Annotated in this window: 22 protein-coding genes and 2 other annotated features (1 of these 24 cut by a window edge); of the genes, 20 read left to right on the top strand and 2 right to left on the bottom strand. The window is 35.4% G+C overall.

The window, feature by feature from the left end; genetic code table 11:
- Nucleotides 1–307 precede the first annotated feature (307 nt).
- The 17 genes from polA (at nucleotide 308) to HUW50_RS02060 (ending at nucleotide 17441) form a co-directional block, all read left to right on the top strand.
- Nucleotides 308–2938, top strand: a complete 2631-nt coding sequence (gene polA, locus HUW50_RS02140; RefSeq protein WP_066326845.1) for a DNA polymerase I — start codon at nucleotides 308–310, stop codon at nucleotides 2936–2938.
- A 72-nt stretch (nucleotides 2939–3010) separates the two neighbouring features.
- The gene (mutM, locus tag HUW50_RS02135; RefSeq protein WP_185653654.1) at nucleotides 3011–3835 is read left to right on the top strand and encodes a DNA-formamidopyrimidine glycosylase; all 825 of its coding nucleotides are present in this window, start codon (nucleotides 3011–3013) and stop codon (nucleotides 3833–3835) included.
- A gap of 253 nt (nucleotides 3836–4088) precedes the next feature.
- Entirely contained in the window at nucleotides 4089–4730 is a 642-nt protein-coding gene (ytaF, locus tag HUW50_RS02130; RefSeq protein WP_185653653.1) for a sporulation membrane protein YtaF, read from the top strand.
- A gap of 54 nt (nucleotides 4731–4784) precedes the next feature.
- On the top strand, nucleotides 4785–5396 hold the full coding sequence (gene coaE, locus HUW50_RS02125) for a dephospho-CoA kinase (RefSeq protein ID WP_066326865.1): 612 nt from the start codon (nucleotides 4785–4787) through the stop codon (nucleotides 5394–5396).
- Nucleotides 5397–5610: 214 nt separating this feature from the next.
- The gene (locus tag HUW50_RS02120; RefSeq protein ID WP_066326871.1) at nucleotides 5611–6630 is read left to right on the top strand and encodes a glyceraldehyde-3-phosphate dehydrogenase; all 1020 of its coding nucleotides are present in this window, start codon (nucleotides 5611–5613) and stop codon (nucleotides 6628–6630) included.
- A gap of 290 nt (nucleotides 6631–6920) precedes the next feature.
- The gene (gene speD / locus HUW50_RS02115; protein ID WP_066326873.1) at nucleotides 6921–7301 is read left to right on the top strand and encodes an adenosylmethionine decarboxylase; all 381 of its coding nucleotides are present in this window, start codon (nucleotides 6921–6923) and stop codon (nucleotides 7299–7301) included.
- Between the two features lie 134 nt (nucleotides 7302–7435).
- On the top strand, nucleotides 7436–7834 hold the full coding sequence (locus HUW50_RS02110) for a cytosolic protein (protein WP_066326875.1): 399 nt from the start codon (nucleotides 7436–7438) through the stop codon (nucleotides 7832–7834).
- 102 nt (nucleotides 7835–7936) lie between these two features.
- Nucleotides 7937–8395, top strand: coding sequence for a transcriptional regulator NrdR (gene nrdR, locus HUW50_RS02105; RefSeq protein WP_066326877.1), 459 nt, complete (start codon nucleotides 7937–7939; stop codon nucleotides 8393–8395).
- Between the two features lie 327 nt (nucleotides 8396–8722).
- Nucleotides 8723–10171 carry a replication initiation and membrane attachment family protein gene (locus HUW50_RS02100; RefSeq protein ID WP_066326878.1) on the top strand — a complete coding sequence of 483 codons (1449 nt, stop codon included), beginning with the start codon at nucleotides 8723–8725 and terminating at the stop codon, nucleotides 10169–10171.
- A 27-nt stretch (nucleotides 10172–10198) separates the two neighbouring features.
- On the top strand, nucleotides 10199–11137 hold the full coding sequence (gene dnaI / locus HUW50_RS02095) for a primosomal protein DnaI (protein ID WP_185653652.1): 939 nt from the start codon (nucleotides 10199–10201) through the stop codon (nucleotides 11135–11137).
- 229 nt (nucleotides 11138–11366) lie between these two features.
- A complete protein-coding gene (gene ytxC, locus HUW50_RS02090; RefSeq protein ID WP_185653651.1) occupies nucleotides 11367–12203 on the top strand; it encodes a putative sporulation protein YtxC in 837 nt (278 codons plus the stop codon).
- A 504-nt stretch (nucleotides 12204–12707) separates the two neighbouring features.
- Nucleotides 12708–14645 (top strand): threonine--tRNA ligase, encoded by a 1938-nt coding sequence (gene thrS, locus HUW50_RS02085; protein ID WP_066326883.1) that lies wholly within the window; start codon nucleotides 12708–12710, stop codon nucleotides 14643–14645.
- Nucleotides 14646–15073: 428 nt separating this feature from the next.
- Nucleotides 15074–15200 (top strand) — a sequence feature (ribosomal protein L20 leader region).
- Between the two features lie 81 nt (nucleotides 15201–15281).
- Nucleotides 15282–15803 (top strand): translation initiation factor IF-3, encoded by a 522-nt coding sequence (infC, locus tag HUW50_RS02080; RefSeq protein WP_221629147.1) that lies wholly within the window; start codon nucleotides 15282–15284, stop codon nucleotides 15801–15803.
- A gap of 20 nt (nucleotides 15804–15823) precedes the next feature.
- Nucleotides 15824–16024, top strand: a complete 201-nt coding sequence (gene rpmI / locus HUW50_RS02075; RefSeq protein WP_066326889.1) for a 50S ribosomal protein L35 — start codon at nucleotides 15824–15826, stop codon at nucleotides 16022–16024.
- A 32-nt stretch (nucleotides 16025–16056) separates the two neighbouring features.
- Nucleotides 16057–16416, top strand: a complete 360-nt coding sequence (gene rplT / locus HUW50_RS02070; RefSeq protein WP_066326890.1) for a 50S ribosomal protein L20 — start codon at nucleotides 16057–16059, stop codon at nucleotides 16414–16416.
- A 104-nt stretch (nucleotides 16417–16520) separates the two neighbouring features.
- Nucleotides 16521–16790 (top strand): DUF1294 domain-containing protein, encoded by a 270-nt coding sequence (locus tag HUW50_RS02065; RefSeq protein WP_311774036.1) that lies wholly within the window; start codon nucleotides 16521–16523, stop codon nucleotides 16788–16790.
- 69 nt (nucleotides 16791–16859) lie between these two features.
- Nucleotides 16860–17441, top strand: a complete 582-nt coding sequence (locus tag HUW50_RS02060) for a TVP38/TMEM64 family protein (protein ID WP_066326942.1) — start codon at nucleotides 16860–16862, stop codon at nucleotides 17439–17441.
- Nucleotides 17442–17499: 58 nt separating this feature from the next.
- Here the strand turns inward: HUW50_RS02060 and HUW50_RS02055 are convergent, their stop codons facing one another.
- A complete protein-coding gene (locus tag HUW50_RS02055) occupies nucleotides 17500–17895 on the bottom strand; it encodes a sigma-w pathway protein ysdB (RefSeq protein WP_066326892.1) in 396 nt (131 codons plus the stop codon).
- A 121-nt stretch (nucleotides 17896–18016) separates the two neighbouring features.
- On the opposite strand from HUW50_RS02055, the gene HUW50_RS02050 reads away from it, so the two are divergent.
- A complete protein-coding gene (locus HUW50_RS02050) occupies nucleotides 18017–18505 on the top strand; it encodes a dUTP diphosphatase (protein ID WP_185653650.1) in 489 nt (162 codons plus the stop codon).
- An 83-nt stretch (nucleotides 18506–18588) separates the two neighbouring features.
- Nucleotides 18589–19674 carry a M42 family metallopeptidase gene (locus tag HUW50_RS02045; RefSeq protein WP_066326895.1) on the top strand — a complete coding sequence of 362 codons (1086 nt, stop codon included), beginning with the start codon at nucleotides 18589–18591 and terminating at the stop codon, nucleotides 19672–19674.
- Nucleotides 19675–19713: 39 nt separating this feature from the next.
- On the opposite strand, the gene sspI is transcribed toward HUW50_RS02045, so the two are convergent.
- Nucleotides 19714–19923: a small acid-soluble spore protein SspI gene (sspI, locus tag HUW50_RS02040; RefSeq protein ID WP_066326898.1), complete on the bottom strand. Its 210-nt coding sequence runs from the start codon at nucleotides 19921–19923 to the stop codon at nucleotides 19714–19716.
- 112 nt (nucleotides 19924–20035) lie between these two features.
- Between sspI and HUW50_RS02035 the strand changes: the two genes are divergently transcribed.
- Nucleotides 20036–20788 carry a TrmH family RNA methyltransferase gene (locus tag HUW50_RS02035; protein ID WP_066326900.1) on the top strand — a complete coding sequence of 251 codons (753 nt, stop codon included), beginning with the start codon at nucleotides 20036–20038 and terminating at the stop codon, nucleotides 20786–20788.
- Nucleotides 20789–20837: 49 nt separating this feature from the next.
- Nucleotides 20838–20959 (top strand) — a binding site (T-box leader); it runs 170 nt beyond the window's last position.

The raw sequence follows: 20959 nt of genomic DNA, 5'->3' as shown, positions 1-20959 counted from the left end.
TACAATCGCGGCTTTTGAAGATATAACCTATAAAATCAAAGAACCAGAGTTTTCCTTTCTATTTGTAGTCGTGATAGAATAGAGAAGGAACTTATGGTTCTTTTTTTTGAATTTTGACTTCGTTTAGTGTCTAGTTCCGAGATCCATTGGTCTAGGCCAACTTTGTTTGCATGGGCTGTTACAGCGATAAACGTTAAGATCGTATGCACCTATAAGGTCTAGATTACCAAAAGGCTAAAACAAAAGCTTGTTCGTTAGGCTATGAGCTAAAGATAGGTGCTATTAATAGATGTAGGAGGAAGAAATAGTGACTAAAAAGATCGTTTTAATTGATGGAAATAGTATTGCCTATCGAGCATTTTTTGCGCTTCCATTATTGAATAATGATAAAGGTGTACATACGAATGCGATTTATGGTTTTACAATGATTTTAATGAAAATATTAGAAGATGAAAATCCATCACATATGATTGTTGCATTTGATGCAGGAAAGACAACATTTAGACATGAAACGTTCCAGGAGTATAAAGGGGGACGCCAAAAAACTCCACCTGAATTATCAGAGCAATTTCCTTTTATAAGAGAGCTTCTTGATGCTTATCAGGTATCACGCTATGAGCTTGAAAATTATGAAGCAGATGATATTATTGGTACGCTTTCTAAACAGGCTGAAAAGGACGGCTATGAAGTCAAGGTCATCTCAGGTGATAAAGATTTAACACAGCTAGTGACAGATAAAATTACTGTTGATATCACTCGAAAAGGAATAACAGATGTAGATTCCTACACACCTGATTTTGTTAATGAAAAATACGGCTTAACACCAGAACAAATTATTGATATGAAGGGTTTAATGGGGGATGCGTCAGATAATATCCCAGGAGTACCAGGGGTAGGCGAGAAAACTGCCATTAAGCTTTTGAAAGAATTTCAAACTTTAGAGAATGTGTTAGATTCTATTGATCAAGTGAGTGGTAAAAAACTAAAAGAAAAATTAGAGGAAAACCGTGATCAGGCGCTAATGAGTAAAAAGCTTGCCACAATTGATTGCAATGCACCAATAACAATTTCAGTTGATGATGTTCATTATGAAGGCTTTGATATAAAAAAGGTTACAGATATCTTTAAAGAGCTAGGATTTAACACATTATTAGAAAAGCTTGGTGAAGAAGTCGTTCAAGAAGAAGTGGTTGTTGAAGACATTAGCTTTGAAAAAGTCTCTGAACTTACAAGTGAACTATTGACTGACGAAGCAGCGTTATATGTAGAGGTTCTTGAAGAAAGCTATCATAACGCAGATATTATCGGATTCTCTATAACTAATGAGAATGGTCAATATTACATCCCTGTTGAAGTTGCGTTAGCATCAGAGCAATTTAAAAAATGGGCTGCTGATGAAACGAAACAAAAGATTGTTTATGATGGAAAGAAAACAAGTGTTGCGCTTAGCTGGAAAGGGATCACTTTAAAAGGGGTCGACTTTGATGTACTTATCGCCGCTTATTTATTAAATCCTTCACAAGACTTCGATGATGTTGCAAGTGTTGCGAGAACAAATGGTTTATCAATTGTTCAATCAGATGAGTTAGTGTACGGTAAGGGAGCGAAGCGAGCAATCCCTGATGAAGAAAAGCTTAGTGATCATATTGTTCGAAAAGGACAAGCGATATTCGCTTTAAAAGAAAAGCTAGTGAATCAACTGGAGAAAAATGATCAAACATCATTATTTTATGATTTAGAGCTACCACTTTCGGTCATTCTTGCTGAAATGGAAGCAACAGGTGTGAAAGTTGATGTTGATCGCTTAAAAGATATGGGTAAGAATTTAGCAGAACAATTAAAATCGCTTGAGGAGAATATATATGAGCATGCTGGAGAAGAGTTCAATATTAATTCACCGAAACAACTAGGAGTAATATTATTCGAAAAATTAGGTTTACCAGTGATAAAAAAAACGAAGACAGGTTTTTCAACCTCTGCAGACGTATTGGAAAAGCTTGAAGAAAAGCATGAAATTGTAAGAGGAATTCTTCATTATCGTCAGCTCGGAAAATTACAATCAACCTATATTGAAGGATTATTAAAGGTTGTACATGAAGACACACATAAAATCCATACCCGTTTTAATCAAGTTTTAACAACAACCGGACGACTTAGTTCAATTGATCCAAATCTACAAAACATCCCGATTAGACTTGAGGAAGGTAGGAAAATTCGCCAAGCATTTGTTCCATCAAAAAATGATTGGGTCATGTTTGCAGCTGACTACTCGCAAATTGAATTAAGGGTCTTAGCTCATATTGCAAATGATAAAAACTTAGTAGAAGCATTCCGTAATGATTTAGATATTCACACGAAAACGGCAATGGATGTTTTTCATGTTGCAAAAGAAGATGTTACATCGAATATGAGAAGACAAGCAAAGGCGGTTAATTTTGGTATTGTCTACGGAATAAGTGATTACGGACTTTCACAAAACCTAGGAATCACTCGTAAGGAAGCAGGAGAATTTATTAAACGTTATTTGGAGACTTTTGTCGGTGTTCAAGAATATATGGATGACATTGTCGCTGATGCGCGGGAAAAAGGGTATGTGAAAACACTTCTACATAGAAGAAGATATATTCCAGAAATCACAAGCCGTAACTTTAATTTACGTAGCTTTGCAGAACGAACAGCAATGAATACTCCAATTCAGGGAAGTGCTGCAGATATTATTAAGAAGGCAATGATCGATATGGCTGATCGATTAAAACAGGAAAATGTTCAAGCGAAATTATTATTACAAGTACACGATGAACTAATTTTTGAGGCACCAAAAGAAGAAATTTCAATTCTTGAAAAAATTGTTCCTGAAGTCATGGAAAATGCTGTAGAGTTAAACGTTCCATTAAAGGTGGATTACTCTTATGGTGCTTCTTGGTATGACGCGAAATAAACCCCATCAAGTGGCCTGTTTTGAAGCTCACTTAAGAGTTACCGTTAAACCGAATAAAAAGGAAGTGATGGAATGCCAGAGCTACCAGAGGTTGAAACAGTACGCCGTACATTGCTTCAGCTAGTACAAGGAAAAAAGATACAAAAGGTAACAATTCATTGGCCTAAAATAATTAAAAAACCTGAAGAAAGTGAACAATTTCAGGATGCCTTAGTTGGGCAAACAATACAAGATGTAAACCGTAGAGGGAAATTTTTGAAATTTATCCTTGACGATTATGTTCTAGTTTCACATTTACGAATGGAAGGTCGATATGGATTGTATAATCCAGAAGAAGAGTATGATAAGCATACACATGTTATTTTTTCCTTTGTAGATGGCACTGAATTGCGCTACCGAGATGTAAGAAAGTTTGGTACTATGCACTTATTTTCAAAGGGTGAAGAAGATAATGAGCTGCCACTTTCTCAGCTAGGACCTGAACCTTTCTCTAAAAGCTTTACAGTAGATTATTTACGTGAACGTTTAAAAAAAACGTCACGAAAAATTAAAGCCGCTTTATTAGATCAAACCGTTGTGGTTGGTCTTGGAAATATATATGTTGATGAAGCATTGTTCCGGGCTGGGATAAACCCAGAGCGCATTGCAAATCAAATAACATTAGCAGAATGCAGGGTTTTACATAAGGAAATCATTGCAACTCTTGGGGAAGCTGTCGAAAAAGGCGGTAGCACTATTCGATCCTATGTAAATACTCAAGGTGAAATGGGGATGTTCCAACTTCAATTATTTGTATACGGAAGAACAAATGAGCCTTGTAAAAAATGTGGAACAACTTTAACAAAATCAGTCGTTGGTGGAAGAGGAACACACTTTTGTGATAAATGTCAAAAGTAATCCAAAAGGTAAAGAGTACTTTATGTGCTTTTTACCTTTTTTTATTTGCATTAAATCCTTAATTTTTAGTACTATTCGAATTCCTTAAAGCCACTCTATGCCAATTATTTAAAATTGAGTGATTTACTTTCCCAAGGTTTCAAGAATACAAGAAGTCAGCAAAACTTTTATAAAATTTTTCATCGATCTTTAACACTAACTAGGCGACTATCATACACTATGTTAGCAATCAGAAGGAAGGGGCTAGGCTTTTATGTTTCAATTTGCATCACTATTATTATTAGCGCTCGCAGTAAGCTTAGATAGCTTTTCTGTAGGTTTTACGTATGGTATGAGAAAAATGAGAATCCCTTTTAAGTCAATATTTATTATTGCTTGCTGTTCTGCCGCAACATTGTTAGTGGCAATGCTAGTTGGCGATTTGCTGACAAGAATTTTTCCGGTGTATGTAACAGAAAAGCTTGGAGGATTCATTTTGGTCCTAATTGGTGCATGGGTGTTATATCAATTTTTTAGACCTGAAAAGGAAACGTCTGAGGATGAGATGGAGTCAGAAAAAACATTAATTAATTTTGAGATAAAAACACTTGGAATTGTTATCAATATCCTTAGAAAACCAATGTCAGCAGATATTGATAAGTCAGGAACGATCACAGGAGTGGAGGCATTTTTACTTGGTGTTGCATTGTCATTAGATGCCTTCGGTGCTGGGATTGGTGCTGCATTATTAGGGTATTCGCCAGTTATTATGAGTATTTTAGTAGCGTGTATGAGCTCATTATTTGTATTTGTTGGGATTAAATCAGGGAATATTTTTTCGAAATTTACTTGGATAGATAAATTTTCTTGCCTACCGGGGATCATTCTAATTATGATAGGTATATGGAAACTATAAACTGAGACTTCATTCAGTGGTCAAATTCTTAAGAAATAATGGGGGCAAGTCATTGTGACAGTGGTAATTGGTTTAACAGGTGGTATTGCAAGTGGAAAAAGTACAGTTTCTGATATGTTACGCAAACAAGGAATCCGAGTGATTGACGCTGATCAAATTGCAAGAGAGGTAGTTGAGATCGGAAAACCAGCATATGAGCAAATTGTTAAAACGTTTGGCCAGGATATTTTACATGAAGATAAAACAATTAATCGCGAAAAGCTAGGAACGCTAATTTTTTCTGAGGAAAATAAACGTCAGCAATTAAATAAAATTGTCCATCCTGCTGTTCGAAAGGAAATGTTAAAACAAACTGAGGAAGAAAAAGCACATCAAGCTAAAATAGTTGTGTTAGATATTCCTTTATTATTTGAAAGTAAATTAACGTATATGGTGGATGAAATAATAGTAGTGTATGTTGATGAAGAAACACAATTGAAGCGGTTAATGAAAAGAAATAGTTATAGTGAAGAGGAAGCGAAAATAAGAATTGGCTCACAGCTTCCTTTGAAGGAAAAAGCTGAGCTCGCAGATGAAATCATTCATAATCAGGGTTCAATAGAAGAAACAAGAGCACAGGTACACGAGTTGATCAGTAAGTTGATAGGAAATGAGGAGACTAATTAAATTGGTCTCTTTTTTTTGTGATCGAAAAAAATATTCTGTGCTCTAAGCGGTATATATGGAACAAGCCAAGTTAAACCCAGCATAAAAATAAATGAAATATGCCTAAATTAAAAAAATGTAATAATATATATCGCTTTTAAAAATAAATGTGTTATACTAAATTAAAATAAATAATTAATTAGTATGACATATATAAAACGAGAGGGGAAATATGATGAGAGCCAATATTGCGATAAATGGTTTTGGTCGTATTGGGAGAATGGTATTTCGGAAAGCGATTAATGAGGACTTGAATATAAAGGCCATAAATGCAAGTTATCCTGCCGAAACACTAGCACATTTGATTAAATATGATACAAATCACGGTAAATTTGATGGTGAAGTGATAGCACATGATGATCATTTAATTGTAAACGGAAACAAAGTTTTACTTATAAATGAACGTGACCCTAAAGAATTACCCTGGAAATCTCTAGGGGTGGATATTGTAATTGAAGCAACAGGGAAGTTTAATCAAAGAGAAAAAGCGATGTTGCACATTGAAGCTGGAGCAAAAAAAGTGATACTAACAGCACCTGGTAAAAATGAAGATGTTACAATTGTTATGGGGGTTAATGAGGAGCAATACGATCCTGAAAAACATACGATTATTTCAAATGCCTCATGTACAACAAATTGTCTTGCACCTGTTATCAAAGTTCTTGACGAATCATTTCGAATTAAAAATGGCTTAATGACAACAGTTCACGCCTATACAAATGATCAAAAAAACATAGATAATCCACATAAGGATTTACGTAGAGCTAGAGCTTGTGGCCAATCGATTATTCCGACAACTACAGGAGCTGCAAAGGCGCTATCATTGGTATTGCCTCATCTAAAAGGTAAACTACACGGCATGGCATTACGAGTTCCAACTCCGAATGTATCGTTAGTAGATTTAGTAGTCGATGTTGAGGAGAAGGTAACTGTTGAAGAAATCAATATGTCGTTTAAACTAGCTGCAAATAGCTCTTTAAGTGGCATACTCGATTATACAACTGAACCTTTAGTATCAATCGATTTCAATACAAACCCTTATTCTGCAATAATTGATGGATTATCTACGATGGTAATTGGTAGTCATAAAGTAAAGGTGTTAGCGTGGTATGATAATGAATGGGGTTATTCATGTAGAGTAACAGAATTAACGAAGTTTGTTGCTGAAAAAATGACAAATTTATTAGAGGTATAAAATGTAACGTTAATTCGGGATATTAAATAATGCAAAGGAAATAATAAACCGTGTATCACCACATTAAAACTCCACCCTTTAACTATTAACAAACTTTTTTGAAAAAGTTTGTTGCAAAACATAAATAAACAAAGTATACTATTTTTCGTGAACTTCTTATAAAAGCCATGGTGTTAAGGCTACTTAAAGGGTTAGGACCTCTCTGGACTAACTTTCCCCCGTGGTAGTTGTTATATATCACCTGAGCGAAGAATTCATGTGAAAAAATAGTTAAAGGGGGATCCATGAATATGGAAACAATGGGTAGACACGTAATCCAAGAATTATGGGGTTGCGATTTTGATAAGTTAAATGATATGGATTACATTGAAAAAACATTCGTAAATGCTGCGTTAAAATCTGGTGCTGAAATTAGAGAGGTTGCTTTTCACAAATTTGCTCCTCAAGGAGTAAGTGGTGTAGTCATCATTTCTGAATCACATTTAACGATCCACAGCTTTCCAGAGCATGGCTATGCAAGTATTGATGTTTACACGTGCGGTGATTTAGATCCTAATATTGCTGCAGATCACATTGCAGAATCTTTAGGTGCTCAAACTCGTGAAAATATTGAAATTCCAAGAGGAATGGGACCAGTACAAGTAAAGCAAGCTCAAGCAAAAGCTCTTTAATATTAAAACAAATATCCCGAGGTGCTGATTATTTAATCTGCACCTCTTTTTATTATCGGGAATTTTCAGTATGATAGAGATAGAATAACATTGGACACTTTCCGATAAAATATAACAAAAGGGGAAAAGAGCGCATGAGTTTTATAAATAAGTTAAAAGATTTCTTTAGTACACACCAAGAAACACGTGAAAATCATTATAATCCAGATTTGAAAAGTCATTATTATAAAACTACATATAAGAATGCTTTACAATCAGTAAATTCATTGATTGAACAAATACCTGGTATGACGGTAACTTCGATTTCAGAAGAACGTGGTGAAATGAGTGTAACGATTGACAAACCGAGAAAAGGTTTTTTAATCGTAACCGTAATTTCTGTTCGTCCATATGAAACAGCCGTTGATTTTACAGCAACAACAAATACTTTTTTACCAACAGACTTTGGGTTTAGTAAAAAAATTATCCTTCAGCTTTATAAAAAGCTTGATGAGAAAGAAACGTTAGTTGGTACAGGGAAAAGTGGAAGATAAGGTCGGTCTTCATTAATTGTGCGGAAGGCTATTACAGCCCGTTATAAACGTGATTAATAGCCTTATTCATATGAATTTGACGTTTTGATTGGAGTTGGTTATATGAAATGTCCTTCGTGTCAGCATAATGGTACAAGAGTTCTTGACTCAAGACCTGTAGATGACCTCAGATCGATAAGAAGACGTCGTGAATGTGAGGAATGTCAATACCGTTTTACAACGTTTGAAAAGGTGGAGGAATTCCCTTTAATTGTTGTGAAAAAAGAAGGAACAAGGGAAGAGTTTAGTCGGGATAAAATATTAAGAGGACTAATCAAGGCCTGTGAAAAGCGTCCCGTACCCTTGCAAAAATTAGAGGATATTGTTCATGAAATCGAAAAAGAACTAAGAAATCAAGGAGTCTCAGAAGTAAATAGCGAGCTTGTAGGAGAAATGGTGATGGACAGGCTTGCCAGAATTGATGAGGTTGCTTATGTTCGATTTGCGTCCGTTTATCGCCAATTCAAAGATATTAATGTTTTTATTGAAGAACTAACTGATTTAATAAAAAAAGTACGATAAGTATGGAAAAGAGAGCTAATGAAGAAACATTTCTTCAAGCTCTTTTTTCATCGTTTAGGATAAAATTCTTAAACTGTGGATAAGCGCACGACATCCAGCTCCAGCGCCTAGCCCCTCTAGGGTCTAGCTAATTTAGAATTGAAGGCAAAGAACGCTTTCTATTCTATATCATCTTATTTGCCTGAGGCTGTTCAAGGCGCTTGCGCTTTTGTTTTTGAAATGGCAGTATCTCAAATGCTATGAAAAATGTGCATTAGATTTAGTGTCCAGTTACAGCGTCTCCTGAGCAAGGCGCTTCCGCATTTTTAAATGGAAGGTTTGAAAGGGATGGATCAGCAGCATTGGAAGGAATTACTAGCAATTGATCGTTATACAGTAAAAAGCAGCTCTGTTCTACAGGACTTAGATAGAAAAATCCTAACTTTACTTTATCAGCCGTTAATTGGTACTAAATGCTTTAGCCTTTATATGACATTGTGGGGGGAGCTAGAGCAAAGTCGGTTATGGGGTGAGGAAACGACACATCATAGTTTACTGACGATCATGCAAAGTAATTTACGTGATATTTATCGAGAACGTTTAAAACTTGAAGGGCTTGGACTATTAAAAACCTTTGTTATTGAAACAGAAGAGTTTAAACGATATGTATATGAACTACAAGCGCCACTCCGACCAGATGAGTTTTTTCAAGATGGTGTGTTGAATATTTATCTCTACAATCGAGTAGGTAAAAATAAATTTTTACAATTAAAACGATTTTTCTCAGACAAGCAAATGGATGAAGGGATGAAGGATATTACGAGATCTTTTAATGATATCTTTGATTCTGGACAATCCGCTGATATGATTGCCAGAGTAAATCATGAAACATTAGAAGATTTATCTTTAGTATCTAATCGGGAGTATATGCAAACGAATAATCGTGCAACGATGGAAATATCGGATAATGTATTTGACTTCGACTTGTTTATTACAGGACTTTCTGATGCCATTATTCCAACAAAGGCAATTACGCCAACTGTACGCGAAGTAATTAAAAAGCTTTCTTATTTGTACGGAATAAGTGCGATAGATATGAAAAATGTCTTAATGAACAGTATTGATCAGGATGATAATATTGACATCGAGCTACTCAGGAAATCTGCAAGAGATTGGTATCAATTTCAACATGGTGATGAATTACCTGGTTTGCTAGATAAGATTCAACCACTTTCATTGCGTTCAGTCACAGACAAAAAACAACTTACACAAGAAGAAGAACTTATTTATCAATTAGAAACCATCTCACCAAGACAATTTTTAACTGATGTTTCCGGAGGGGTTCCACCAAGTGCTGGTGATTTACAAATCATCGAAGAAGTGATGCTTCAGCAAAAGCTTGAGCCAGGAGTCGTGAATGTACTTATTTATTATGTTATGTTAAAAACCGATATGAAGCTTACTAGAGCCTATGTACAAAAGATTGCAAGTCATTGGATAAGAAAACAAATCTCAACAGTGAAGGCTGCAATGGATCTAGCAAAACACGAACACAGACAATACCAACAATGGGCCGAGGAAAAAACAACGAAAAAATCCTCAACCTATAAAAAAGCCCCTATTCGTAAAGAAATGCTGCCTTCTTGGTTAAATGAAGATGAGAACAATAAGCTAAACAATGATGAACAAGAGCAAACAGATGGTCAATCAACACTTGATCGTGAACAATTTGAGTTGGAAAAAAAGAAATTATTTGATCGAATAAAAAAATACAAGGATAATAAAACAAATGACTAGTTCAATCTAAATAGGGGGTGAAAACAAATGGAACATATGAAGAATTCTTTTAAGAATCTTACAAGCAGACCTGACTTTAACGATAGATTTAACGACTTAAAAAATCAGGTGTTAAATCACCCGGAAATAAAAGCCTTTATTACAAATCACGCTTCAGAGATTGAAGATGGTATGGTTGAAAGAAGTCTTGGGAAGCTTTTTGAGTTTATGAATCAAAGTAAAAACTGTGAGCAATGTCCAACCTTATCAGAATGCAAAAATCTTCTGGAGGGTTACCATCCACGCTTAGTGATTCAAGGACGAATCATTGATCTTCAATATGACAAATGTCCAACGAAGGAAGCGCATGATGAACGAAAAAAACATGAGTCACTTATTAAAAGCATGTATATACCAAAGGATATTTTAGCAGCTCAGTTTGATCAAATTGATGTTGAAATGGATGAAGCGAGCCGCTTTAAGGCAATAAGTCTAGCTCAGGATTTTGTTGAACAATACAATAATGGTAAACGTCCAAAAGGTATATATTTATATGGATCTTTCGGTGTCGGTAAAACATATATTTTAGGTGCGATTGCAAATGAACTTGCAGCACATAAAATATCGTCCATGCTTGTGTATGTACCAGAATTTATGAGAGAGCTGAAAGGTTCATTTCAAAATTCATCTTTAGATGAAAAATTAGATGTTGTTAAAAAGATACCAGTCTTAATGCTAGATGATATTGGGGCGGAATCGATGTCAAGCTGGATGAGAGACGATATACTAGGGACGATTTTACAATTTCGAATGCTTGAAAACTTACCAACGTTTTTTTCGTCAAATTTTAATCTGAAACAGCTTCAACACCATTTAGCCTTTTCGCAACGTGGTGAAGAAGAGCCAGTTAAAGCAGCGAGAATTATGGAGCGGATTAAACATATGGCCATACCTATTGAGTTAATTGGACGAAATAGACGAGGATAGTTTCTTTTTGAGTACCTTTGCCTACAATTAGGTGAGGTACTTTTTTATATTAAAAAAGGGGCAAGGAATTTTTTGAACTACCTTTAGATAAAATCTATGTGTGTATAAATAGTTTGTCTTTAAAGTTTTTCAATTGGGTTACAATCCCATATTCTTGTTTACTTTACTTCTATTTAGTTGTGTTCCCCCATATACATTAATCATGTATTGGTAAATAGGGGGGACAAACATGCTTGAGATTTTATTTGGGTCTCCGAAAGAGGCAAAATGGATCTATTCGATTTTTCGTACTTTATGTAAAGGATATGAAACAGAATTATATTTAGTAAATCAACAATGTATACAAATCATCCCAAAATCATGGGATATTTCCTTAGAAAAGTTAGTCATCCCTGGGCTTGTTCAATTTGTTATTGACCATAAAGAACACCAAATTATGTTAACTTTGCTAGAGGAGAATTATTTTTTTCTAGAGGAAGAGGAACAGCAACAAATCATACATATCGCGCAATCGATTATTGAGGGAGAACGAACAGAAATACCTAGAGTTCAACAATTATTACCACGTCATGATATTTTAAAAGATGCTCTTGAAGAATTTTTACGTCCTGATTTGTATTTTTCGTTTACTTCCTTTCAGAAGTTTCGCTTGCATGAATATACTGCAAGATTAAGAGAGTATGTCGAGATAGCGATTGAGGAATATAAGCTTGAACAAGACTACCAAAATTTTATTCAGAGTTTACGTGACTTTCTCTTAAAGAGAGAAAGTCGGATGGATGGTATTTCAATTGTCCATGATAATGGATTTTTTGTTTATAATCCAGACAAACAAGAGGTTTCTGAACAGGAGTTAAAATCCTATATAGATCATACCTTTGTCAATAAACATCCAATGTATATTGATTCTAAACTATTAGCACCGCTTGTATCAATCGCTCCTAAATGGATCTGCCTCTATACAAATGATCCATTTGATGGAATGGTTCAAACGGTTCAAAATGTTTTTCAAGAAAGAGTGAGATTACATAATCTTAGTGATTTTCAATTTGCAACACATCAATAAGTGAACTTGTACGAAAACCGATCTTGATTTTCACAAAAAAACACATTATAATACGATTAATTGCAAAAGTATCAGTAATGATAAGGATATGAGCTTGTTTTTACGGTTTCCAGAGAGGGAAGGAGTGCTGAAACCTTCCTAACACGGAAAACAATCTTACCACCTTTAAACTTCAGTTGTGAAAAGTACTCTTAGTAATAACTGACGGACTTCCCGTTATCGATGTTAAGCCAATCCTACAGTCTTTCACAAAGGTGTATATTGAATATGTGAAGGGGTAGTTATCGTGTAATTATTTATATGTAATTAACGGAATTGTAGGTATTGGGAATAAGGGTGGAACCACGATCCATTGACTAGAGTTTAACTCGTCCCTTTTTTAGGGGACGAGTTTATTTATTTTGGGGCAAATTTATTGACAATAAGCGACGGACCTCTTAGTGCCGTGTCTAGCTCCAACGCCTTAACAAGGTGTTTCCGCTTTTATATAAGGAGAGAACAAGGATGTCAGACGTTATAAAAATTGCGTTTCCCGACGGAGCTGTGAAGGAATTTGCAAAAGGAACTACTACTGAGGATATTGCGGCATCCATTAGCCCTGGTTTAAAAAAGAAATCTCTTGCTGGGAAGCTAGATGGACAATTAATTGATTTACGTACACCTATACTTGAGAATGGTACGATTGAAATTGTGACTCAGGATAGTAATGAAGCTTTAGAAATTATGCGCCATTCAACAGCGCATTTAATGGCACAAGCAATAAAGCGCCTATATAAAGATCAATCAATTAAGCTTGGAATTGGACCAGTTATTGAAAATGGTTTTTATTATGATATCGATATGGAACTTGCAATCACACCTGAAGATTTACCAGCTATCGAAAAAGAAATGAAAAAAATTGTGAATGAAAACATCGAAATCGTTCGTACAGAAGTTAGTCGAGAAGAAGCAAAACGCCGTTTTGAGCAGTTACAAGATCCGTTAAAGTTAGAACTTCTTGACGTAATTCCTGAGGGTGAAGTTGTTTCAATTTATGAACAAGGCGAATTTTTTGATTTATGCCGTGGGGTGCATTTGCCATCAACAGGTAAAATTAAAGAATTTAAGTTACTAAGTGTTGCAGGTGCATACTGGCGTGGGGATAGCAACAATAAGATGCTTCAACGTATTTATGGAACAGCTTTCTTCAAGAAGAGTGATTTAGATGAGCATCTTCGAATTCTTGAAGAAGCGAAAGAACGTGATCATCGTAAATTAGGGAAGGAATTAGGTTTGTTTACTTCCTCTCAAAAGGTAGGACAAGGTTTACCGCTTTGGTTGCCAAAAGGTGCAACAATACGTCGTATCGTTGAGCGTTACATTGTTGATAAAGAAGAGCGTTTGGGCTATCAACACGTATACACTCCTGTTTTGGGTAGTGTAGAACTATATAAAACATCTGGTCACTGGGAGCACTACCAAGAGGATATGTTCCCTAAAATGGAAATGGATAATGAAGATTTAGTTCTTCGTCCAATGAACTGCCCGCATCATATGATGGTGTACAAAAATGATATTCACAGCTATCGTGAGTTACCAATACGAATTGCAGAGCTTGGTCTAATGCACCGATATGAAATGTCAGGAGCATTAACTGGCCTACAGCGTGTACGTGGTATGACTTTAAATGATGCACATATTTTCGTTCGCCCTGATCAAATCAAAGAAGAATTCATTCGAGTTGTCCGATTAATTGAAGCTGTTTATAAAGATTTCGGAATTGATAAGTACTCGTTTAGATTGTCTTATCGAGATCCAGAGGACAAAGAAAAGTATTTTGATGATGATAGCATGTGGGAAAAAGCTCAGAGCATGCTAAAAGATGCAATGGATGAACTAGGTCATGACTATTTTGAAGCAGAAGGTGAAGCTGCGTTTTATGGTCCAAAGCTTGATGTTCAGGTTAGAACAGCACTTGGAAAAGATGAAACACTTTCAACTGTTCAATTGGATTTCTTACTTCCTGAACGTTTTGACTTATCCTATGTTGGTGAAGATGGTAAACAACATCGACCGGTTGTTATCCATCGTGGTGTCGTTTCAACGATGGAACGTTTTGTTGCCTTTTTAATTGAAGAGTATAAAGGAGCATTTCCAACTTGGTTAGCACCAGTACAGGTTCAAGTGATTCCTGTTTCACCTGCCATTCACCTTGATTATGCAAAGCAGGTACAAGAACAGTTGCAAGATGCCGGTTTACGAGTTGAACTAGATGCGCGTGATGAAAAAATCGGATATAAAATCCGTGAGTCACAAATGCAAAAAATTCCTTATATGCTTGTAGTAGGTGATAATGAGATAGCAGAAAAAGCAGTAAATGTCCGTAAATACGGTGAACAAAAATCAGAAACTGTTTCGTTTGATCAGTTTTTACAGGATATTAAGCAAGAAGTAATCAGATAGATCCTTGTTGCTAACTCTTTAATACATGAACGACTTGAGCTTGTCGTAGCAGAGTAGGTTCATTTCGCTTTTATGCAAAGGCTCTTTTCTAAAAGATTGTTGTTTTTGAACAGAACTGATTAGGTTGATTGGAACGGATATGCGAGACTCCTGTGGGAGTAGCGGGACAGATGATACCCCGCAGGCGCTTCGCGCTGAGGAGGCTCATCGCCCGTCCCACGGAAAGCGAGCATCCTGGAGTGCCAATCAACCAACCCCATACTATTTTAAAAGCAACAAAGTTTACGAAAATAGCCTATGCAAAAAAAACTGTTGCAACAAAGTAAAGCATTTGATAGAATAACATATGTTGTTAAAACATATATAACTTACTTGCAATATCTTTGTTGTGATGTTATAATATACAAGGTAATTGAATAGTCTTTTATTTAAACAAGTAGAGGCACCCGCTTCTCACCTGATTGACACATCCGTTTGTAGTTGGCAGGTTACGATGATCTTTTATGTATACAATCGTAGTGTGGGTGTCTAAGGCATCCACACTTTTTTATTTTCAGAAAATAAAAAAACCAGTTCTACAAAAATTCGGATTTGAAAAACTACTATTCAGTTTTTAAAAAACCTTGGAGGTGGCTAATTATTAGCAAAGATATGATGGTAAATGACGGAATCCGCGCACGTGAGGTTCGACTGATCGGTGCCAATGGAGATCAGCTTGGAATTAAATCTCGTCAAGAGGCTTTAGAAATTGCTACAAGAGCTAATCTTGATTTAGTTTTAGTAGCACCAAATGCAAAGCCTCCTGTATGCCGCATCATGGATTACGGAAAATTCCGTTTTGAACAGCAAAAGAAAGACAAAGAGGCGCGTAAAAATCAAAAGATCATCAATTTAAAAGAGGTTCGTTTGAGCCCAACAATTGATGAGCATGACTTTAACACTAAGCTTCGAAATGCACGCAAGTTCCTAGAAAAAGGCGATAAAGTAAAAGCTTCAATTCGCTTCAAAGGACGTGCAATTACACATAAAGGTATTGGTCAAAAGGTGCTTGATCGATTCTCAACAGAATGTGCGGACTTAAGTACGATTGAATCACATCCAAAAATGGATGGACGTAGCATGTTCTTAGTTTTAGCACCGAAAAATGAAAAGCAATAATACTTAAGGAGGAATACCTTATGCCAAAAATGAAAACTCACCGTGGAGCTGCAAAGCGTTTCAAAAAGACCGGATCTGGTAAACTTAAACGCTCACATGCTTACACTAGTCACTTATTCGCTAACAAATCTACAAAAGCAAAACGTAAATTACGTAAATCTACTGTAGTAAGCAAAGGCGATTTCAAACGTATTCGTCATTTATTAGACAACATCAAATAATCGGAAACACCGTAATATAGGAGGGAATTTACATGCCAAGAGTAAAAGGCGGTATCGTTTCACGTAAACGTCGTAAAAAGGTATTAAAATTAGCTAAAGGTTATTTCGGATCTAAACATACATTATACAAAGTTGCTAACCAACAAGTAATGAAATCATTAATGTATGCTTACCGTGACCGTCGTCAGAAAAAACGCGACTTCCGTAAGCTTTGGATTACTCGTATCAATGCAGCTGCACGCATAAATGGTCTTTCTTACAGCCGTTTAATGCATGGCTTAAAGCTTGCTGGTATCGAAGTAAACCGTAAAATGCTTGCTGATTTAGCTATCGCTGATGAAAAAGCATTTGCTCAATTAGCAGACGCTGCTAAAGCAAAACTTAACAAATAATTGAACGTTCAAAAAAGGGTTGACTCATTAATGGGTCGGCTCTTTTTTTTGTTAGATACATGATATAGTATTTATAGATTATTCATGAATAGGAGATCGAAATTGTGAAATACATAATCATCTATTGTCTTTTAATAAATGTAATTAGTTTTATTTTTATGAGAGTTGATAAAATTCGAGCTAAGCGAGGAGAATGGAGAATTAAAGAAGCAACATTGTGGTGGCTAGCAATTGTCGGTGGTGCAGTAGGTGGTTTTGCTGGAATGAGAGTATATCGTCATAAAACAAAGCATACGTCGTTTAAAATCGGATTTCCAGTCATTTCTATTTTGCAGCTGATTCTTTTTATCTATTTAATAAATCAATTAGCATAAAGTAAATAAATTCTCGTAAAATGTAATCGAACACTACTATCCTCAGGAGATGACAACAAGAAAGTGGTGATGACAATTGAACTCGCAACATCATCTGTGATGACAGCTATACAAACAACTGGATATTTTGCACCTCTTTTCTTTATTTTGTTCCACCTTTTTAGGCAATTTCTATTGATTCCTGTAGCTGTTGTTTGTATTGCTGGTGGAGTATTATTTGGAGCTGAATTAGGGTCCATGTTTTCAGTGCTAGGTCTTACAGGTTCAAGTATCCTTTTTTATTTGATCTCAAAAGGATTTCCGACATTATTGCACCGATTTGAGAAAATGAAGGTCAAATGGTTAGGGACATATACCAATTTATCAATTGGTCAGATCATTATATTGCGCATGATTCCATTTGTTAATTTTTCACTTATTTCGTTATGTATTTTAGACAAAACAAAAACATTTCGAGGTTACACGAAGCTTTCATTTTTGACTCATATTCCTTCTGCAATTTGTTTTACATTTTTAGGTGCAGCCATTCAATCATTATCACCTATAATTTTGGCAATCATTTTGGTCTTGTTAGTTGTACTTGTTTATTTTTTCAGAGAAAAGCAGGTTTTGATTAAATGGAATGATTTCTTTGCAAGAGAAAAGGCATGAATGATAATGCGTACAAAAGCAAAGGTACAGCATCTCGCTGTACCTTTTGCTTTCAACCTTAATGTTCGCGTTTTTTAATTAATAGTTCTTTGATCGGACTCTTCCAATCAATCTTAGCATATGGGTAATGCTTCTTAATTTGATCTTCGATATGAGAAAAATCTGCTAAGGTTAATCCTTGTAATTTGCTTGTGGATTTTGCCCATATGAAAATAGAAACAACTTCAAATGCATTTGTGGTAGTGCCTAAATATTTTTCACCCTCAAATAAAACACCCTTATAGGTTAATAAAAAGTTTTTACGTACATTTACTTTATCATCTAAGAGGTAAAATTGTTTTTGTTCATTTGCTAACTCAAGCTTTCGTTTTGGATTAAATAAATATTTAAATCCTGTGTAAACGAGAAAAAGAATGAGCGCAATTAATAGTATTCGCAATAATAATACAATCATGGTAAAACCCCTCCTGAGGGCAATTTTCCTTATATACGACTCAGAATAGAAAAAGGTTTCAAGTTTTTTAAAATTTGTTATACTTTTTTAGAACAAATCTTAGGAACGGAGGCATAATTGTATGAATCTAACAAATTTATTTAATATGCAGCAACAATTAGATACTAAAATTGAAACACAGCACCAGCTACAAAATGAAGCTCTAACTGAAAGGAAAATTCTTGCTCTATTAGTAGAAGTAGGAGAACTTGCTAATGAGACAAGATGCTTTAAGTTCTGGAGTTTGAAGCCACCTGCAGCGATTGACGTCATATTAGAAGAATATGTAGACGGTGTCCACTTTATCCTATCACTAGGTTTAAAAATCAAGGTTAACCCAGCATTATCTATAGAGGACAAGCAAGATGATCGTAGTATGACAGAACAATTTTTAATCGTATATGAGACAATAACTGCATTTAAAAATAATCAATCCATTAGTCAGTATAAAAAAATGTTTGAGGAATATTTGTATTTAGGTAAACTTCTAGGCTTTTCTAATGAGCAGGTAGAAAAAGCGTATGTTTCAAAAAATGAAGTTAATCATGAAAGACAGCAACAAGGGTATTAATTTCCTTTATAGGACATTATTTCGTTTCGTTTAGCCTTTATTGTATAATAATAAAGATATTGTTAATTGAAGGAGGCTATATAATGACAAAGCTAGATGAAACATTAACAATGCTTAAGGATTTAACAGATGCAAGAGGTATTCCTGGTAATGAGCGTGAAGTTCGTGACGTCATGAAAAAATACATAAAAGACTATTCTGATGAAGTATTTACAGATAATTTAGGTAGCTTGGTTGCAAAAAAGGTTGGTAATGAAAGCGGTCCTAAAGTTATGATTGCTGGCCATTTAGATGAAGTCGGTTTTATGGTTACGCAAATTGATGACAAAGGGTTTCTTCGCTTTCAAACAGTAGGTGGCTGGTGGTCACAGGTCATGCTGGCACAGCGCGTAACAATTGTAACGAAAAAAGGTGATGTGACAGGAATCATTGGTTCCAAGCCGCCACATATTCTTCCAGCAGAAGCTCGTAAAAAACCGGTTGATATTAAGGATATGTTTATTGACATTGGTGCATCAAGCCGAGAAGAGGCAAAGGAATTTGGTGTAATGCCAGGTGATCAAATTGTTCCTTATTTTGAATTTACCGTTATGAAAAATGAAAAAATGTTACTTGCAAAAGCCTGGGATAATCGAATTGGCTGTGCGATAGCGATTGACGTCCTTAAACAATTACGTGGAACAGATCATCCAAACGTTGTGTATGGAGTAGGTACAGTTCAAGAGGAAGTTGGTTTACGTGGAGCCCGTACATCTGCTAACCTTATTCAGCCTGATATTGCATTTGGGGTGGACGTTGGTATCGCTGGAGATACTCCTGGTATTTCGGAAAAAGAAGCGGCTAGCAAAATGGGTGATGGTCCACAGATAATCCTTTATGATGCATCGATGGTATCACATAAAGGTTTACGCGATTTAGTAACAGATACAGCAGACGAACTAAATATACCCTATCAATTTGATGCAATTGCAGGCGGGGGAACAGATTCAGGGGCTATTCACATTTCTGCAAATGGTGTACCAGCACTTTCGATTACAATTGCTACTCGTTACATTCATTCACATGCTGCTATGCTTCATCGTGATGATTATGAAAATGCGGTTAAATTGATCACAGAAGTAATAAAACGCTTGGATCGTGAAACAGTAGATAAAATTACATTTGAATAAAAATGAAAAATGCTGGGAGATTTAACCCAGCATTTTTCATTATTTTTTTAATCCTTGCTCTAACGTTGTTAACATCTCTTGCTTATCTTGTTCATTGGCATTTTGCCAAATAACCTCAAAAAGAACTCCAAGACCTGGAAGCATTTTTTCTTCACCGCTTTGAATCGCATCAACAATTGTATCCTGTAGTTGATCTTGGCTATTGCCTGTTACGTTTGAAATAACTGCATGACGTAAATTTAAATTCATCTATACACACTCCTTTGTTATTTTTAACTGCTTATGATTAGCGTTTGTTATTCGGCGAAGAATTATGTATGATTGGTAAGAGATATTGGAAATAGGCAAAAGGAGATTTACTGTGGATCGAATAGAATCAGTTAAAAATCAAAAAGTAAAGCAATGGCGAAAACTACATACAAAAAAAGAACGTGAAGCAACAGGGACGTATATCATAGAAGGTCTACATTTAGTCGAGGAAGCATTAAAAACAAAAGAAATTATAAAAGATCTAATTGTTTCAGAAGATGTAACACTTCCTACACATTGGAATGTCGATCAACTGAATATAACGCTTATCACAAAGGAAATAATGAAAGCTATAAGTGATACGGAAACTCCACAAGGGGTCGCGGCAATTTGTGAATTTCAATTACAGCATTCAGCAGAGGCATGGAAAAGAATTCTTCTAGTGGATAGTGTACAAGACCCAGGTAATTTAGGAACTATTATTCGCACAGCAGATGCTGCTGGCATTGACGGTATTATTTTAGGTGAAGGTACTGTTGATCACTACAATTCAAAGTGTATTCGATCTAGCCAAGGATCTATTTTTCATTTACCAATTGTAAAAGGAAATTTACTTGAGTGGCTAGAAATTTACAACGAAAAGCAAATTCCTACCTATGGGACTTCCTTACAAAATGGAGTAAGCTATCGCGAGGCTTCACCATCTGAGCAATTTTGTCTTATTATTGGCAACGAGGGTAGTGGTGTTAACAATAAATTACTGAATAGTACTAGTAAGAATTTGTATATTCCGATATATGGAGAAGCAGAATCATTAAACGTTGCGATTGCAACAGGAATCCTTCTTTATCATTTAAAAGGATAGGTTGCGGGAACATATCGTTTTGATTATAATAAGATAGAAATTACATATGAATGAAACGATGACAGAGACTAGTAATTTACAGTTCGTCCATCCAGGGAAAAAATGCCTTAGACTGCAAGCATTTTTAGGATTGAAGTAAATGAATTCACCTCTTGAGTTGACACTTGGACC

The organism is Metabacillus sp. KUDC1714, assembly GCF_014217835.1.
Classification (GTDB): Bacteria; Bacillota; Bacilli; order Bacillales; family Bacillaceae; genus Metabacillus; species Metabacillus rhizosphaerae.
The sequence above is the reverse complement of the archived record's forward strand: the minus strand, read 5'-3'. Positions and strand labels throughout refer to the sequence as shown.